Below are 15,882 nucleotides of genomic sequence, written 5' to 3'. Positions count from 1 at the left end.
AAAATATATTCTTTACTTTGGATATAAAATTCATTTTATTTGAATATACTGTTCATAAGCCTACCAAAGAGGGTTTAAATAATTAAAAATCAACTAGTTAAATCTATTTATTTTACAATGGCTAACCATCAAAAAGATTTTTTATTCGTTCTAATAAAGTCCTTGTCTAAATCAGAAAAACGACAATTTAAGATTTTTGCCAGTCGATTAGAGACCAGTTCGAATACAAAATTCATTGAACTATTTAACATTTTAGACAAATCAGAAAGTTATGATGAAAAACTTATTTTAAAAAGTGGCATCATTAAAAAAGTACAATTATCTAATCTGAAATCATATTTGTACAAACAAATATTAGTAAGCATTAGATTAAATATTCCCAGTCAGAATATCCGTTATCAGCTAAGGGAACAAATTGACTTTGCTACTATATTATACAACAAAGGTTTGTACAAGCAAAGTTTGAAGATTTTAGACAAAACTAAAACGCAAGCCATAGAAAATGACGAAAAACTGATGGCTTATGAAATTGTAGAATTCGAAAAACTTATCGAATCACAATACATTACCCGAAGTATTCAGGGCAGAGCAGACGAATTAGTCATTCAGGCCAAGGAACTGAATTACCAGAATACCATTTCCAGTAAATTATCTAATTTATCACTGCAATTGTACGGCATCATGCTTAAAACTGGTTATGTAAAAAGTGATGAAGAGTACACTTATATTGATGATTATTTTAACAAACATATCTCTAAATTAGACGAGAATAAGTTTGGATTCCGTGAAAAGTACTGGTTTTACAATGCCAGTCTTTGGCGTAGTTTTTTAGTTCAGGATTTTTTAGGCAGCTATAAATTTGCTTCAAAATGGGTGAGACTTTTTTACGATAATTCGAATATGATTTTCTTGAATCCTGTGTTTTTCTTAAAAGGAAACAATTATTTATTGGAATCATTATATATGTTAAAGTACCAAACCAAATTCAAAAAATACTTAACATTACTAGAAGAAACCATCAAAGATGACCGTTTTCCCATTAACGACAACATTGCCTCGTTAGCTTTCTTGTATGTTTACAATAATAAATTGAATTACCATATTATGGAAGGAACATTTGCGGAAAGCGAATATTTAATTCCTGAAATTTTAAGCAAACTAAAATTGCATAATGAACATTTAGATGAGCATCACGAAATGTTGTTTTTCTACAAAATTGCCAGTATTTATTTTGGTGTCGAAAAATACAATGAATCTATTTTCTATTTAGAAAAAATCATTAACAACAAAAACTTAAGTATGCGCGAAGACTTAATGTGTTTTGCCCGCATTTTATGCCTGATTGCGCATTATGAATTAGGAAAAGATTTTTATTTAGAAACGCAATTAAAAAACACCTATAAGTTTTTAATAAAAATGAATGATTTACATGAAGTACAAAAAGAAATCATTCGATTTTTAAGAAACCTGAATTCTATTTATCCAAGCGACATCAAAAAAGAGTTCATCAAAATGAAAGAGCGCTTTATCGAATTAGAACAAAACACTTATGAAAAAAGAGCTTTTCTGTATCTGGATATTATTTCCTGGCTGGAAAGCAAAATTGAAAACCGAAAAATAAGTGACATTATTAAGGAAAAAGCAAAATTAAGCAACCGATAAAAAACAGAGAGAGAAGCCTAAAAAACTTCTCTCTTTTTTATTCTAATTCTTTCCTGCCTCTGAGTATATCTTCAAAAGAGCAACATTTCACAAACTCCTCTTCCCCATCGATTATAATGGGTAGATAAATAAACTCTACTTCTGACAAATCTTCTTTCAAATAAAAAGCGACATCATCAAGCTTAAAAAACCATTCTTTATCATACTGTCTTTTATGGATTGTTGCATCTTTAATTAGCAATATCTCTTTTAATCGTTTCATAAAACGGTATTCCTTTTTTTTATCAAAAATAATCCAGTCTCACTAGAAAAACAAACGCTCTTGCCGGCTTTTCAAATTATTATTTCAACAATGATTTAACTCTTGAACAGAATGATTCCTATATAAGCATTAATATTGATAATTATAACAAAAATTTAGCGATTAAAATTATTGCCATTTTATAAATTTAAATACTTTTGCACACTTAACTAATTTAACTAATTAATAATGAAAAAATTATTTTTATTACTTTCTGCCTCTGCCGTACTATTTTCTTGTAGTAAAGTTGGTAAAGACGAATACATTATCACAGGTATTGCAAAAGGAATTGAAAACGGAAAAACTGTTATTCTTCAAACACAGGATCCAAACGGAATGGGTGGTGGATTAATCAATATTGATACTGTAAAAGTAGAGAATGGAAAATTTGAAATCAAAGGAAAAGTTACTGAACCTTCTTTCTATGTACTTCAATTAGAATCAGTTAATGATAAAATCCCTTTTATTTTAGAAGAAGGAGAAATCAATATCGAAGTTAACAAAGACAGCATTCAAAAATCTAAAATATCAGGTACTTATAACAATGATGAGTATGTGAAATTTAACGAAGAGATGAAAGTGGTTCAAAAGAAATTAGTAGATTTCCAATCAGCTAATATGCTTAAAATGAACCAAGCACAACAAACTAAAGATACTGCTACAATCAATAGCCTGATGAGTGAATATCAAAAAATTCAGGAAGAAGTGGGTACTAATTCTAAAGCAAAATACATCGCTTATTCAGAATCACACCCAAAATCTTTTATCAGTGCATTAATCATTCAAAGCATGTTGCAAGATCCATCTGCTGATGTAAAACAAGCAGAGAAAATCTACAACGGATTTGATGAAGAATTAAAAAACACTAAGCCAGGTAAAGCTATCAAAGAAAGACTTACTGCTGTAAATTCTTCTGTTCCTGGTGCTCCGGGTGCTGCTCCAGCTCCAGGTGCTGCAAACTGAAGAGCAGATTTTTCTGCACCAAACCCACAAGGAAAAGTAATTTCGCTTAAAGAAAGTTTAGGAAAAGTTACGATAGTTGATTTTTGGGCATCATGGTGTGGTCCTTGCAGACAGGAAAATCCAAATGTTGTAGCCATGTACAATGAGCTACATTCAAAAGGATTAAACATCATAGGAGTTTCTTTAGACAAAGATGCTGCTAAATGGAAAGAAGCTATTGCAAAAGATAAATTAACATGGAATCATGTTTCTAATCTAAAAGGATGGGAAGAACCAATTGCCGCTCAATATAAAGTTGACGCTATTCCTGCCACTTTTATCCTTGATGCTTCCGGAAAAATAGTTGCAAGAGACTTGAGAGGTGCTGAACTGAAAGCAAAAATCATAGAACTTTTAGCTAAATAAAGTTGTTTTATACTATAAAAATAAAAAATCTCCCTAGTGGAGATTTTTTATTTTATTCAAGACCAACATGTTATAAATACCTTAAAAAATATTGCAAAATTAGTCCGAAATTAGTTTGCAGAAATGAAAAGTGTTCCTATATTTGCACCGCTAACAACAACAAACAACTGTTGTACTCAAAGGCTTCGGGGAGATACTCAAGCGGCCAACGAGGGCAGACTGTAAATCTGCTGTGAAAACTTCGCAGGTTCGAATCCTGCTCTCCCCACAAAACGCTTCAAGAAATTGGAGCGTTTTTTTTATGCCTTTATTTTCCTCAAAATAACGGTTAATAAAAACAATTAGTATTTATTTAGGAAGAAGTAGCTTGGTTAACTAATACGGTTTTATTAATTTTAGGTGATTAACCCTTTATAACATATAAAAACTACTTTATGACAAATTTAAATTATGGAATAATAGGTAATTGCAGAAGCGCTGCATTAGTTTCGGATACAGGAGCTATCGAGTGGTGTTGCTTGCCTGAGTTTGATTCTTCCTCTGTATTTGGAAAAATTTTAGATGCTGAAATTGGCGGAAGTTTTGAAATTCATTGTAGTGATGATTATATAATTACCCAAAAATATCTTGAAAACACCAGTATTCTTGTAACTACTTTCGATAATGGTACAGATGCCTTTGAAATCAATGATTTTATGCCCCGATACCGAAAAGATAAAGGAGGATATGTGATACCTCCTGAAATCATTCGCTATTTCAAAAAAATAAGTGGTTCTCCGGTATTTAAAGTCATTTATGACCCTAAATTAGAATATGCCTCAGGCCAGACTGTTAGTTATGTAAAAGAAGATCATATTATCAGTGTGAGTAGCTCTACAAAATTTGACTCCTTATTTATGTATAGCAGCTTTGACTTAACAGCTATAAAAGAAAGCTACGAAATCACACTGGAAGAAGACGGTTATATTTTACTGGCCTATAATGAAAAAATATTCACACCTACTCTAACTAAAATAAATTTAGAATTTGAAAGAACTAAAACATATTGGTTAGGATGGGCTGATAAAACTACCGAATACAAAAAGTTTAATAAGCAAATTATAAGAAGCGCCATAACGCTCAAACTGCTGAGTTATGAAAAAACAGGTGCAGTTCTCGCTGCTGCTACCACTTCCCTGCCGGAAACATTAGGCGAAGTCCGAAACTGGGATTATCGTTTTTGCTGGATTAGAGATGCTTCTATGGTAGTAAAAGTAGTTTCTGAACTAGGTCATAAAAAAATGGCTAAAAACTACCTCCAATTCATTATTGATTTAATTCCGGATAAGGATGAGAAATTGCAAATCATGTACGGAATCAACAAAGAAAAAATACTTACTGAAGAAACCTTAGATCACCTGAGCGGCTATATGGGCAGCAAACCCGTAAGAATAGGAAATGCAGCCTATTCTCAACGACAAAATGATATTTATGGGATTTTGATGGACGTTATCCATCAACAACTCATAACCTTTAATAATGACACCGAAAATGGCGAAGAATTATGGAATATAACCCAGGGAATTGTATGGGTAGTTGCAAAACACTGGCAGGAACCTGATAAAGGAATCTGGGAATTCAGAACAGAAGAAAGGCATTTTACATTTTCTAAAATTTTATGCTGGACCGCCGTTGACAAAGCAATCAAGGTAGCAAAGATTTTAGGTAAGAAAACAAGTGTAACAAAATGGGAGCCACTAGCAGAAGCTATAAAAAATGACATTATGGAATATGCCTGGAACGATTCGGTACAGGCCTTTACACAATCTTACGGTTCCTATGATTTAGACACATCCGTACTTTTAATGGAAAACTATGGCTTTATAGAAGCTAAAGATCCAAAGTATGTTGCTACTGTTAAAGCTATTGAACGCGATTTAAGCAATGATGGTCTTTTATATCGCTATAAAAACAAAGATGATTTTGGACTTCCCTCCTCTTCTTTTACTATTTGTACGTTCTGGTTTATCAATAGTCTGTACAAAATTGGAGAGACTAAAAAAGCAGAAAATCTTTTTACACAACTGCTTTCTTACAGCAACCATTTAGGCTTGTTTAGTGAAGACATTGATTTTAAAACCAAACGATTGTTAGGTAATTTTCCTCAGGCATATTCGCATCTGGCACTTATAGAAACTGCTATTAATCTCTCTAATATTACCGAAGAAGAAGAGGTTCTTGGAGCTATGAAAAAACCCGGAAACCATTAAAAAATTAAAATTTAATTCAGAAAAAAAGAGTCGTAATTAGTAAAATTAGGACTCTTTTTTAATCACAAACAACTAAATATCAAACACTAAATAGTTGTTATTTGATGTAAAAGTTCATGAACTTCAGTATTATCCTCTATGTAATAATTAGCGATTGTTTTTACATTTCCTACTTTTACTGTATGAGCATCATTAGGAAGTTCTTCAAACATAAATTCATCAGTCCAGTCATCTCCTATGGCAAAAATAAAATCATAATCACTATTTAAAATTATAGCAGAAGCTGCACGGCCTTTATTCACATTACTGTTTTTTACTTCCAGTACTTTATTTCCTTCCAGAACAGTAAGAGTATGATTAGACAGAAACGTTTTTAATACGTGTTTTAATTCCATGGTTCTTAATGCGGCCATTTTTGCATCGGCTTTTCTATAATGCCAGGCCAATGAATATTCTTTTTCTTCAATTAAAGCCCCAGGAGTACTATCGGTAAAAGCTTCCATTACCGGACGTATATTCTCTTTCCAGTTGGATTTTAGATGATCTAAAGGAGCCCAGTCTTCCCCTTTTTTTCTCATCCAGGCACCATGATCAGTAACTAAGGTATAGTCTTTGTTACCAAACCAGCCTTCAAGTGTTTTGCGATCTCTTCCGCTGATTATAGCTATTTCTGTATTTTCATCAGCATTTATCTGATCCAGTAAGTCATATACTTCCTGACCGGGGATAGCTTCAGCAGGATTGTTTTTAAATCCTACTAAAGTTCCGTCATAATCGAGTAAAAATAGTTTTCGGGAAGCTTTTTTATAATCTGAAGCAATTTCCTCTATTTTAGCCGGAACAAGTTTTTGGGCAATTTGTACAGGAACCGTATTTTTAGCAACTTTTAATCCTTTTAAAAATTCTTTAGCCCATCGTTCTACATCATAACGGGAAATTCTTTTTTGCAGGGCTTCTAATCTTGTTTTTTGTTCCTCAGCAGACATTTCTAAAGCTTCTTTGATACAATCGGCAGTCTGATCAAAGTTATTCGGATTTACGATTAAAGCTTCGTGCATTTCCTTAGCAGCACCAGCCATTTCGCTCAATATAAGAACGCCATTTTCTTTAGTTCGGGTCGCTATATATTCTTTTGCTACTAAATTCATTCCGTCTCTTACAGGAGTAACCATTGCTACATCCGAAGAAACATACAAATCTATTAACTCATCAAAAGGTAATGCTCTGTAAAAATACCAAATTGGTGTCCAGCTGATAGTGGAAAGGTCTCCATTAATTCTTCCTACGAGCTCATCTGTTTCTTTTTTTAAGAGTTGGTATTGCAATACATTTTCTCTCGAAGGAACAGCCAGCATGACAAGCCGTACTTTACCCTTATATTCGGGATATTTATTAAGAAAATATTCGAACGATTTTATTCGGTTAGGAATTCCTTTAGTATAATCCATTCGATCAATACTCAGGATTAATTTACTTTCTTCATTCGATTTATTATGAAAATCAATGTTTTTCATCAACTCCGACTTCGAACTTTCGGGATATTTATGATGTTCCAGAGCGGCATTATGATACTTGTTATAATCAATTCCCATCGGAAATGAATCTACTTTTATAATTCGGTTTCCGTATGATATTTCGTTAAAATTTATCTCTATATCTTTCAAACGCTCTACTGAACTGATAAAATGTCGCACATAATCATAGGTATGAAAACCTATCAAATCAGCACCCAGCATCCCTTGTAATAACTCATCACGCCAGGGACAGGTTCTGAAAATTTCATAAGATGGATACGGAATATGCAGGAAGAACCCAATGGTGATATTCTTTCTTTTCTTTCTAAGCAGTTCAGGCAACAATAATAATTGGTAATCATGTATCCACACCGTATCACCTTCATTAAGATGTTCCAAAACAACATCAGCAAATTTTTGATTAACTTCTACATAAGATTGCCAATGAACGAGTTCAAATTCGGTATAAGCCTGAAAATAATGAAATAAAGGCCACAAAGCAGCATTACTAAACCCATAATAATAATTGTCAATATCATATTGATTAAGTGGTACCGAAACGCATTTTTCCTTAGCTAATGCTTCATTAACTTCTGTTTTTTGCTCTGGGCTAATCACTTCTTCAGTAAGTCCTGACCACCCAATCCAAATACCATTACCCTCAGAATGAACTGATTTCATTCCGGTAGCCAATCCGCCGGTACTTGACTTTACTATTAATTTTCCTTCATTATATTTAAGATCTACTGGTAACCTATTTGAAACGATAATTGTTTTTTCCATTTTATATTTATTATTGTTTTTTCACTTCTTCCAAAATGACTTTTTTTGAATAGCATAAAAATAATACGCCTGTATTTAAAAAAATTATAGTATTATTTTTATAGTTTACAGAATCTCCACAAAGTCATTGAAATAAATTTTGGTTGCATAATATACAAAAAAAATCCACATTTAAAGGCATTTATTTCGATTAATATCTCATTTCGTAATTTTTTCGGCTAATTATTCACTAAATACACATCATTTGAGTTTTTACAGAAATCAAGTAAATCATAAATTAAAATTGTGCAATATTTAATAATAATTGTATAAAATAAAACTCCATAGCTTGTGTAATTTTAGATAAACCTAAAAAATAAAAATTATGAGTACTAATAAGCTTAATCCAAAAAACAACAATAATAAAGGTTCAGATAACAGAAGCGACACGCGAAAACATCAATACAGAGATCATCAGGAAGTTTTAACCAATGATGAAAATTATGATGTAGATACTCAAAAATTCAAAGGTGAAGAGCCTGATTTTGATGACAAAATGAATAACGAGGAGAAAAAATAAATAAAAAAACGTCCTAATTTCAGGACGTTTTTTTATGAGCAAAATCAAAACTCACAATCAATTTTACGGCTTAGGTATAGAATCTTTTCCATATTGTTTGTCAAAACAATCGGGATCATTGTTTTCTACAGCAGCAGAATCGTTTCTTACAATATCTTCTTCCTCCGTAAATTCATCATTAGTCTTTTCTTCTGAATTTTTTACGGAGTCCTCATAGGGTTTCTTGTCCGGTTTAATATCTTTTAATGGTGTTTCATTTTGCGGAGTTCCATACAGTTCTTCGTTATCTTTTGTTAAACCGGCATCATGATTGGTTACCGGATCAATTTTAGAATAAGGCTTTTCAGAAAAACTTTTTTTTGTGGTGTCATTTTTATCTTCTTCAGTTTTCATAATGTTTAGAATTAAAAATTAATAAAATAGGCTAGTCTAAAAACAGTTATTTATGATGTACTGCTAACCCAAAGTACAGCTTCCTCATAATTTTCTATTGTGAAACCTTTAAATTCACCAGGCACGAGATAGCTAAATGCTTTTGTAAATGATGTTATATTTGATGAATCAGTGATTATGGCTGATCGATTCCATCTGCCAAGGCTTTTTAAATTTAAAAGTGCATCCTTACACCAGGCTTTTGTAGTAAAATTACCACTATAAATATCCAGATAAAGTATGAAATTAATTTCATTAGTTTGTGCCGCTAATTTTTTAATTGCAGGAACAATAGTATTTTGATTACTCATCCAGGGTTATTTCTCCCGAAGCTTTAAAAGCAACAACATGATGTGGAATATCACTTATTGCACTAATCATGATTCTTCTTTTTTTAAAAATTCATTTTTCTAAATTAGCGGAATGGGAAACAAAAAACTTATAAGATTATTTGATTTATTATTAATATTTCCATTTAAAAAAAATCTATAAAAACCATCTTGAAATACTGTAATTCTTTTCTAAAATTATATAAACCAGCCTGCTGTAGAATCGATAATTTTATTCTAAGTTTTAAATAAATGCTTTAAGTGAAGCATAAAAATTGTACCGATGCCTGTTGCAACGAAGATCACGGGTAGTCAGGTTGCTGCAGTAACTGTAATGGAGTATGTGCTTTCCACCCGTTCGTGCATACAACAATCCTACGTTTTCTTAAAAAAGGAAATCAGTCACACAGCAATAGCACAAGCATCGGTACTTTTTTTCAATCCTCTTCCCTTCCATAAAATCTTCTCCTCATTTACTATTTTTTATTATTCTAAAAAACCGTTTGAAAATTAAACCCCAAATAACTAATTCTAAACTAATTTCTAAATGAAACTATATAATATTTAGCTGTAATTATGTAAAAAGCCGGTTGTCGTAAAATTTAATTTTAGATGCTATTTAAAAATGGTTAAATAAAGTTGAATTTTAAAAGTAACAAACATGGATAAGAATATAAGCCTACCATTACAAAAACAAACTTTACCCGGCGAACAGTCAAAAATGATTCCTGAACCGGAAATAATTCGTGAAAATTATAAAGGTTCTGATAAACTTTCCGGAAAAGTAGCTTTAATTACCGGTGGTGATAGCGGTATTGGTCGAAGTGTGGCCGTGCATTTTGCCAGAGAAGGCGCGAAAATCGCCATCATTTATCTGGAAGAAAATGAAGATGCTCAAACCACAAAAGATTTAGTTGAAGCAGAACAAAGCGAGTGCTTACTTATACCGGGAGATTTGAAAGATTCGGATTTTTGTAAAAGTGCCGTTGAAAAAGTAGTAGCAGAATATGGAAAATTAAATATTCTGGTTAATAATGCTGCTACCCAAATGCTTGAAAACAAGTTAGAAGATATTTCAAATGAGCAATTGCATCTGACATTTGAAACAAACATTTACCCTTATTTTTATATTACTAAAAATGCGATTCCGCACATGAATGATGGCGATTGTATCATTAATACAAGTTCTATAACGGCTTATCGCGGCAGTGAGCATCTGCTGGATTACGCCAGTACTAAAGGAGCAATTGTAAGTTTTACAAGATCTCTGGCGAGTAATTTAGTAAAGAAAAATATTAGGGTAAATGGTGTAGCTCCAGGCCCAATATGGACTCCCTTAATCCCTGCCAGTTTTAAAGACGTGACTACTTTTGGTAAAGATACCCCGATGAAGAGAGTGGGTCAGCCCTCTGAAGTTGCCCCTGCTTATGTTTATTTAGCTTGCGAAGACAGTAGTTATGTTACCGGACAATTTATTCATGTCAATGGCGGCGAACCAGCATCAAGCTAAAAAAATCATGTAGCTACAGAATAATCTTTTATAGAAAACTATTCTGTAGCTATTTTATTTAAACCATTTATTATTAATTATTTACATGAAAAAATAATCGTTTTTATACTTATAATTAATAGGAAGTGAAAAAAAAATTAAAGAGAAATTTTATTCTCACGCAACCAATTTACTTTTCTTACATCTTTACAATATCCTTGTATTATTTCATTATAATTTTTACAGGAATTTTATTTGTACAATGAGTAAGGTATTTATCAATCTTGAAAATCGAAATTATTTATGCAATATTCAGCCCCAACAAAAAAGATCTTTCTTGAAACTCATAATATTAGAAATTTATACAGCGGATTTGGACAATTCAATTTCAATCTGGCAAAAGCCTTAAGCAAGGAAACGGAATTTTTAAATGAACATCAGCTTATTTTGAACTGCAATAACGATAAAGTAAAAAGAGAATTAGGAGAATGTATTTCATACAATAAATATCTCCCACTAACACGGTATCCGTTTTTCAGAATAAAGAAAAACTTCAATTTGTGGCATTCGGTAAATCAAAATACCAAAATTGAACCTGCCCGTACTTCTACTCCTTACCTTTTAACTATTCATGATGTCAACTTTTTAGAAGAAAGAAAAGGAAAAGATCTTGAATTAAGAATCAATCAGTTGAAAAGTAAAATTGAAAGAAGCGATGCCATTGTGTATGTCTCTGAATTTGCTAAAATCAATACTCATAATCATTTCAAAATGCCTGATATCCCTGAATTTGTGATCTACAATGGCAATAATTTAAATTATAAATATTCTAAATATTCAGAAATTTATTGTTCCGGTTATGTACCTGACAAACCCTTTATTTTTTCAATTGGTCAGGTTGTAGAAAAAAAGAATTTCCACACGTTGATTGAAATGCTTCGGTTTTTAAATGATATCAATTTAGTTATTGCTGGAGAAATGAAAGATGAATATGCTGAAATATTAAAACAAAAAATACAAACCTATAAATTAGAAAACAGAGTCTTTTTACTAGGCCCTATTTCAGAATCAGACAAAATATTTTATTATAAAAACTGCCTTGCTTTTGCATTTCCTTCTTTGAGAGAAGGTTTTGGTTTACCGGTTCTGGAAGCGATGACTTTTGGTAAACCGGTATTCTTATCTAACAAGACCTCTTTACCTGAAATAGGTGGTAAAGATGCTTTTTACTGGGAAAATTTTGATCCTGAATACATGGCAAAAGTATTTAATGAAGGCATGATTAAATTTCATAACAATAAAGAAACCTATTTATCGGCATATAAAAATCGTGCAAAACAATTTACCTGGGAAAATGCTGCTAAAGAGTATATGAACGTATATAAAAGCATTTTACAATAATGAAAATAATCATCCTGAAGGTTGTTGCTTAATGATTTAATATGCCTGCAAGAAAAAATTCAACACTATAAAAATGCAGAAATACAAAGAAGGAATAAATATTATCGGATATACAGAGGGCAGTTTTGGCTTGGGGGAAGCAGTGCGTTTAAACATTAAAGCAGCTAAAAAGCACGGCATTCCGCTCACTTTGATTGATTATGATAAGGTTAAAGCCAATCCTAAATACCAATACTCATTTGACTATCCGGTAAATTTAGTTCAAATTTCACTACAGGATCTTAAATCATTCTTTGGGATTATCAATCCGGATTTGTTTAAAGGAAGGTATACCATTCTGTTTTTAGTTTGGGAATCAGAATATATTGCTCCTGAATTATTGGAAAACCTGAATCTTTTTAATGAAATCTGGACTACTTCTGACTATTGCAAATCTATATTCCAAAAAACATATAACAATCCCATAGTTGTAGTTCCACATCCTGTTGAAGTAGCTCTTGAAGCGAATGATAAACAAAATACGATTGCTTTTTTTGACGAAAAAAAATTTAGTTTTCTGTTTATATTCAACTATCATAGTTCAATAGAACGTAAAAATCCTTTTTTCCTGATTGAAGCATTCAAAACCGCTTTTGGAAATAATGACAACGTAGAATTAGTAATTAAAACGGTAGGTGCTGAACATTATAAAAAATCCAGACAACAATTGTATCAATGTACTTCGGATACAAAAAACATACAAATATTTGATATTGAACTCGATAAAAACAGTGTCAATCAGTTAATAAATAATTGTGATGCTTATGTTTCACTGCATCATTCAGAGGGTTTTGGACTAACGCTTGCTGAAGCTATGTTTTTAGGAAAACCTACCATAGCCACTAATTATTCCGGAAATACTGAATTTATGAATAATGATAACAGTTATCTGGTTGATTACAAACCGGGACTTATTAAAAATCCGGACAAAAACTTTTGTGCTAAAACACTATGGGCTAATCCTATCCTGTCGAGTGCTGTGGATAAATTTACTGAAGTCTATGAAAATGCTCCTTTAAGAAGTTTAAAAGCTGCCAATGCCAGTAATTATGTAAAAGACAGATTATCCTATCACTCTATAGGCTTGTTAATCAAAGACAGGTTGAATTATTTGTACACTAACTTTGAAGATGTTACTGCCAGTCAAAATCAAAATGCTTACTTCATAAATCAATTACAACTTGCAAAGGCAGAGAATACACAGCTTCAAAGAGAAATTAGAAGAATGAAAAAAAACATGATCATCCGTTTTATTCTTTTTCTAAAAAATTCCGTCCGTAAAATAAAACTTTCGATTAAAAATTCGTCGGTTAAAAAAAGAGAGTACAAAATGCCTGAATTAATATTTCAAAATGCTGTTACCTCAAAGCAAAATAAAAAAGACAGAAAAGAAGTTGCCTAAAAACAACCTTTTCATAGCATTAAAAACCTTCGTTGAGAATAGTATACACTAATTCTCGCGTTGGTTTTTGATCTTTTAATTTTTCTCTGACGGTTTCAAAAGGAACTTTAAAATCGCAACCTGATTTATAATGACTGCAACCATATGCTGAATTGCCTTTTATAATGGTTCCTTCCTGACATTTTGGACATGCCAATTCATCCGATTTTGTTTCTGATGTTGTCTTAGAAACTGTTTTCTTTGGTTCTAATTTAAGTTTAAAAGCATCATCAAAGCGAAGCAGTCCTTCTACAGTTGTACCTTCATCTGTTTTGAAATCTTTTAAATTTACCGTAGAACCTTTTTGAAGCAATCGTAAATATTGATTTTCTGATATTTTTTTCTCTGCAAAAATAAAGGGTAAAACAAAATCACAACCCGCCTTATATCCGGAGCATCCATAAGCCGATTTTCCTTTTATAAGATTTCCTTTTTTACACTTAGGACAGGATTCGGATTCTATTCCGGCCGCCTTTTTTTTCTCAACAGCGGCTTCTTCTTTTTGAATACTTCCGGCATGCGAAATATTAGCACGAGTGGTTTCGCTGCGTACTTCATACACCAAAGCATCGACCATACGTTTCATGTTATTGATAAATGCAGCTGCAGTAAAAGTTCCTTTCTCAATATCTTTCAACTGTTTTTCCCAAGAACCCGTCAATTCCGCCGATTTTATTAATTCATTTTGTATGATATCAATAAGCTGAATCCCTGTTGGCGTAGGTAAAACTTGTTTTTTGTTTCGAATGATGTATTGGCGCCTGAACAAAGTTTCAATAATATTAGCTCTTGTAGAAGGTCTTCCGATACCGTTCTCTTTCATTAATTCACGTAAATCTTCATCATCAACCTGTTTTCCTGCCGTTTCCATTGCTCTTAACAAGGAAGCCTCGGTAAACTGATTAGGAGCTTTCGTTTCTTTTTCTAAAAAAGAAGGTTCGTGCGGTCCTTTTTCTCCCACAACAAAAGCAGGTAACAAATCTGCTTCTTTTTCCTTTGCGTTTGGATCTTCAAAAACAACCCGAAAACCTTTTTTCAGAATTTCTTTTCCTGTGGTTTTAAAAGTAACATCGGCTGCTTTGCCAATTACGGTTGTATTTGCAACCAGACAATCATCATAAAAAACAGCAATAAAACGCTTTACAATAATATCATACACCTGCTGTTGATTGTATTGCAGATTGATTTGTATCCCTGTTGGGATTATAGCATGGTGATCCGTAACTTTTTTATCATTAAAAACTTTTGGTGATTTTTTAATTTTCTTCCCTAAAAGAACCTCGGTTAATGAAGCATAATTAGTCAGATTTTGCAAAATTCCGGGTACTTTAGGATAAATATCTGTTGGTAAAAATGTCGTATCCACTCTGGGATAAGTAACCACTTTTTGTTCGTATAAAGTCTGTACTATTTTCAGAGTTTCATCAGCCGAAAATCCAAATTTAGTATTGCAATACACTTGTAAACCAGTTAAATCAAAAAGTTTCGGAGCATATTCGTTTCCATTCTTTTTTTCGACAGAAACAATTTCGAAATCACTTTCTTTGACTTTATCTGCGAGGAGTTGCCCGTCTTCTTTTTTTAGAAAACGTCCTTCTTCATAGCTAAAAAGAATTTCCCGATATAAAGTTTGTAATTCCCAATAAGGCTGTGGTTTAAAATTTTCAATTGCTGCAAAACGATCCACAACCATTGCTAATGTTGGCGTTTGCACCCGACCAATAGACAATACCTGTTTGTACCCGCCATGTTTTACGGTGTACAAACGGGTGGCATTCATACCCAGCAACCAGTCTCCTATTGCTCTGGAAAATCCTGCATAATATAAATTATCATAATTGGCAGACGGTTTGAGGTTTTCAAAACCTTCTTTTATCGCTTCTGTAGTTAATGAAGAAATCCACAAACGCTTGACCTCGCCTTTATAATTAGCCTCATTCATTACCCATCGCTGAATGAGTTCTCCTTCCTGACCGGCATCGCCACAGTTGATGACTAATTCGGCTTTGTCAAATAAACTTTTTACAATTTTAAATTGCTTTTGAATCCCGGCATTTTCCACTACTTTAGTTTCAAATTTATCGGGAAGCATCGGTAGATTATTCAGATCCCAACTTTTCCAATAAGGTCTGTAATCATTGGGTTCTTTTAAGGTGCATAAATGTCCAAAAGTGTAGGTTACCGCATAGCCATTACCTTCATAATAGCCATCATGCTTGGTATTCGCTCCCAAAACGGATGCAATTTCGCGTGCTACACTTGGTTTTTCGGCAATACAGACCTTCATTTTTCCTGCTAATTTAAGGTCGCAAATT

At 32.5% G+C, this 15,882-nt stretch carries 12 protein-coding genes, 1 tRNA gene and 1 pseudogene; 9 read left to right on the top strand and 5 right to left on the bottom strand.

Going from position 1 to position 15,882, the window contains the following annotated elements; all coding sequences use genetic code 11:
- Window positions 1–117 precede the first annotated feature (117 nt).
- The gene (locus tag BUB89_RS06825; RefSeq protein WP_073243343.1) at window positions 118–1,662 is read left to right on the top strand and encodes a hypothetical protein; all 1,545 of its coding nucleotides are present in this window, start codon (window positions 118–120) and stop codon (window positions 1,660–1,662) included.
- Window positions 1,663–1,699: 37 nt separating this feature from the next.
- Here BUB89_RS06825 and BUB89_RS06820 read toward each other — a convergent pair whose 3' ends face one another.
- Complete coding sequence (locus BUB89_RS06820) at window positions 1,700–1,924, bottom strand: hypothetical protein (RefSeq protein ID WP_073243340.1); 225 nt, start codon at window positions 1,922–1,924, stop codon at window positions 1,700–1,702.
- A 228-nt stretch (window positions 1,925–2,152) separates the two neighbouring features.
- Between BUB89_RS06820 and BUB89_RS06815 the strand changes: the two genes are divergently transcribed.
- From BUB89_RS06815 to BUB89_RS06800, 4 genes and pseudogenes are all read left to right on the top strand, one after another.
- A complete protein-coding gene (locus BUB89_RS06815; RefSeq protein WP_073243338.1) occupies window positions 2,153–2,926 on the top strand; it encodes a DUF4369 domain-containing protein in 774 nt (257 codons plus the stop codon).
- Between the two features lie 18 nt (window positions 2,927–2,944).
- Window positions 2,945–3,331 (top strand): annotated as a pseudogene (locus tag BUB89_RS06810) (TlpA family protein disulfide reductase); the annotation flags it as partial.
- A 187-nt stretch (window positions 3,332–3,518) separates the two neighbouring features.
- Window positions 3,519–3,599: transfer RNA gene (locus BUB89_RS06805), tRNA-Tyr, on the top strand.
- A 166-nt stretch (window positions 3,600–3,765) separates the two neighbouring features.
- A complete protein-coding gene (locus BUB89_RS06800) occupies window positions 3,766–5,580 on the top strand; it encodes a glycoside hydrolase family 15 protein (RefSeq protein WP_073243334.1) in 1,815 nt (604 codons plus the stop codon).
- Between the two features lie 86 nt (window positions 5,581–5,666).
- On the opposite strand, the gene BUB89_RS06795 is transcribed toward BUB89_RS06800, so the two are convergent.
- Entirely contained in the window at window positions 5,667–7,877 is a 2,211-nt protein-coding gene (locus tag BUB89_RS06795) for a bifunctional alpha,alpha-trehalose-phosphate synthase (UDP-forming)/trehalose-phosphatase (RefSeq protein WP_073243332.1), read from the bottom strand.
- Window positions 7,878–8,241: 364 nt separating this feature from the next.
- Between BUB89_RS06795 and BUB89_RS06790 the strand changes: the two genes are divergently transcribed.
- Complete coding sequence (locus BUB89_RS06790) at window positions 8,242–8,436, top strand: hypothetical protein (RefSeq protein ID WP_073243330.1); 195 nt, start codon at window positions 8,242–8,244, stop codon at window positions 8,434–8,436.
- Between the two features lie 63 nt (window positions 8,437–8,499).
- On the opposite strand, the gene BUB89_RS06785 is transcribed toward BUB89_RS06790, so the two are convergent.
- Complete coding sequence (locus BUB89_RS06785) at window positions 8,500–8,829, bottom strand: hypothetical protein (protein ID WP_073243327.1); 330 nt, start codon at window positions 8,827–8,829, stop codon at window positions 8,500–8,502.
- Between the two features lie 50 nt (window positions 8,830–8,879).
- Window positions 8,880–9,179, bottom strand: coding sequence for a SpoIIAA family protein (locus BUB89_RS06780; RefSeq protein WP_234982550.1), 300 nt, complete (start codon window positions 9,177–9,179; stop codon window positions 8,880–8,882).
- A 679-nt stretch (window positions 9,180–9,858) separates the two neighbouring features.
- On the opposite strand from BUB89_RS06780, the gene BUB89_RS06775 reads away from it, so the two are divergent.
- From BUB89_RS06775 to BUB89_RS06765, 3 genes are all read left to right on the top strand, one after another.
- Window positions 9,859–10,707 (top strand): SDR family oxidoreductase, encoded by an 849-nt coding sequence (locus tag BUB89_RS06775; RefSeq protein ID WP_073243325.1) that lies wholly within the window; start codon window positions 9,859–9,861, stop codon window positions 10,705–10,707.
- Between the two features lie 282 nt (window positions 10,708–10,989).
- Window positions 10,990–12,087, top strand: coding sequence for a glycosyltransferase family 4 protein (locus BUB89_RS06770; protein ID WP_073243323.1), 1,098 nt, complete (start codon window positions 10,990–10,992; stop codon window positions 12,085–12,087).
- Window positions 12,088–12,160: 73 nt separating this feature from the next.
- Entirely contained in the window at window positions 12,161–13,528 is a 1,368-nt protein-coding gene (locus tag BUB89_RS06765) for a glycosyltransferase family 4 protein (protein ID WP_073243321.1), read from the top strand.
- A 19-nt stretch (window positions 13,529–13,547) separates the two neighbouring features.
- On the opposite strand, the gene BUB89_RS06760 is transcribed toward BUB89_RS06765, so the two are convergent.
- On the bottom strand, window positions 13,548–15,854 hold the full coding sequence (locus tag BUB89_RS06760; RefSeq protein ID WP_073243318.1) for a type IA DNA topoisomerase: 2,307 nt from the start codon (window positions 15,852–15,854) through the stop codon (window positions 13,548–13,550).
- Between the last annotated feature and the right edge of the window lie 28 nt (window positions 15,855–15,882).

Origin of the sequence: Flavobacterium flevense, assembly GCF_900142775.1 — a bacterium.
GTDB lineage: Bacteria > Bacteroidota > Bacteroidia > Flavobacteriales > Flavobacteriaceae > Flavobacterium > Flavobacterium flevense.
The sequence above is the reverse complement of the archived record's forward strand: the minus strand, read 5'-3'. Positions and strand labels throughout refer to the sequence as shown.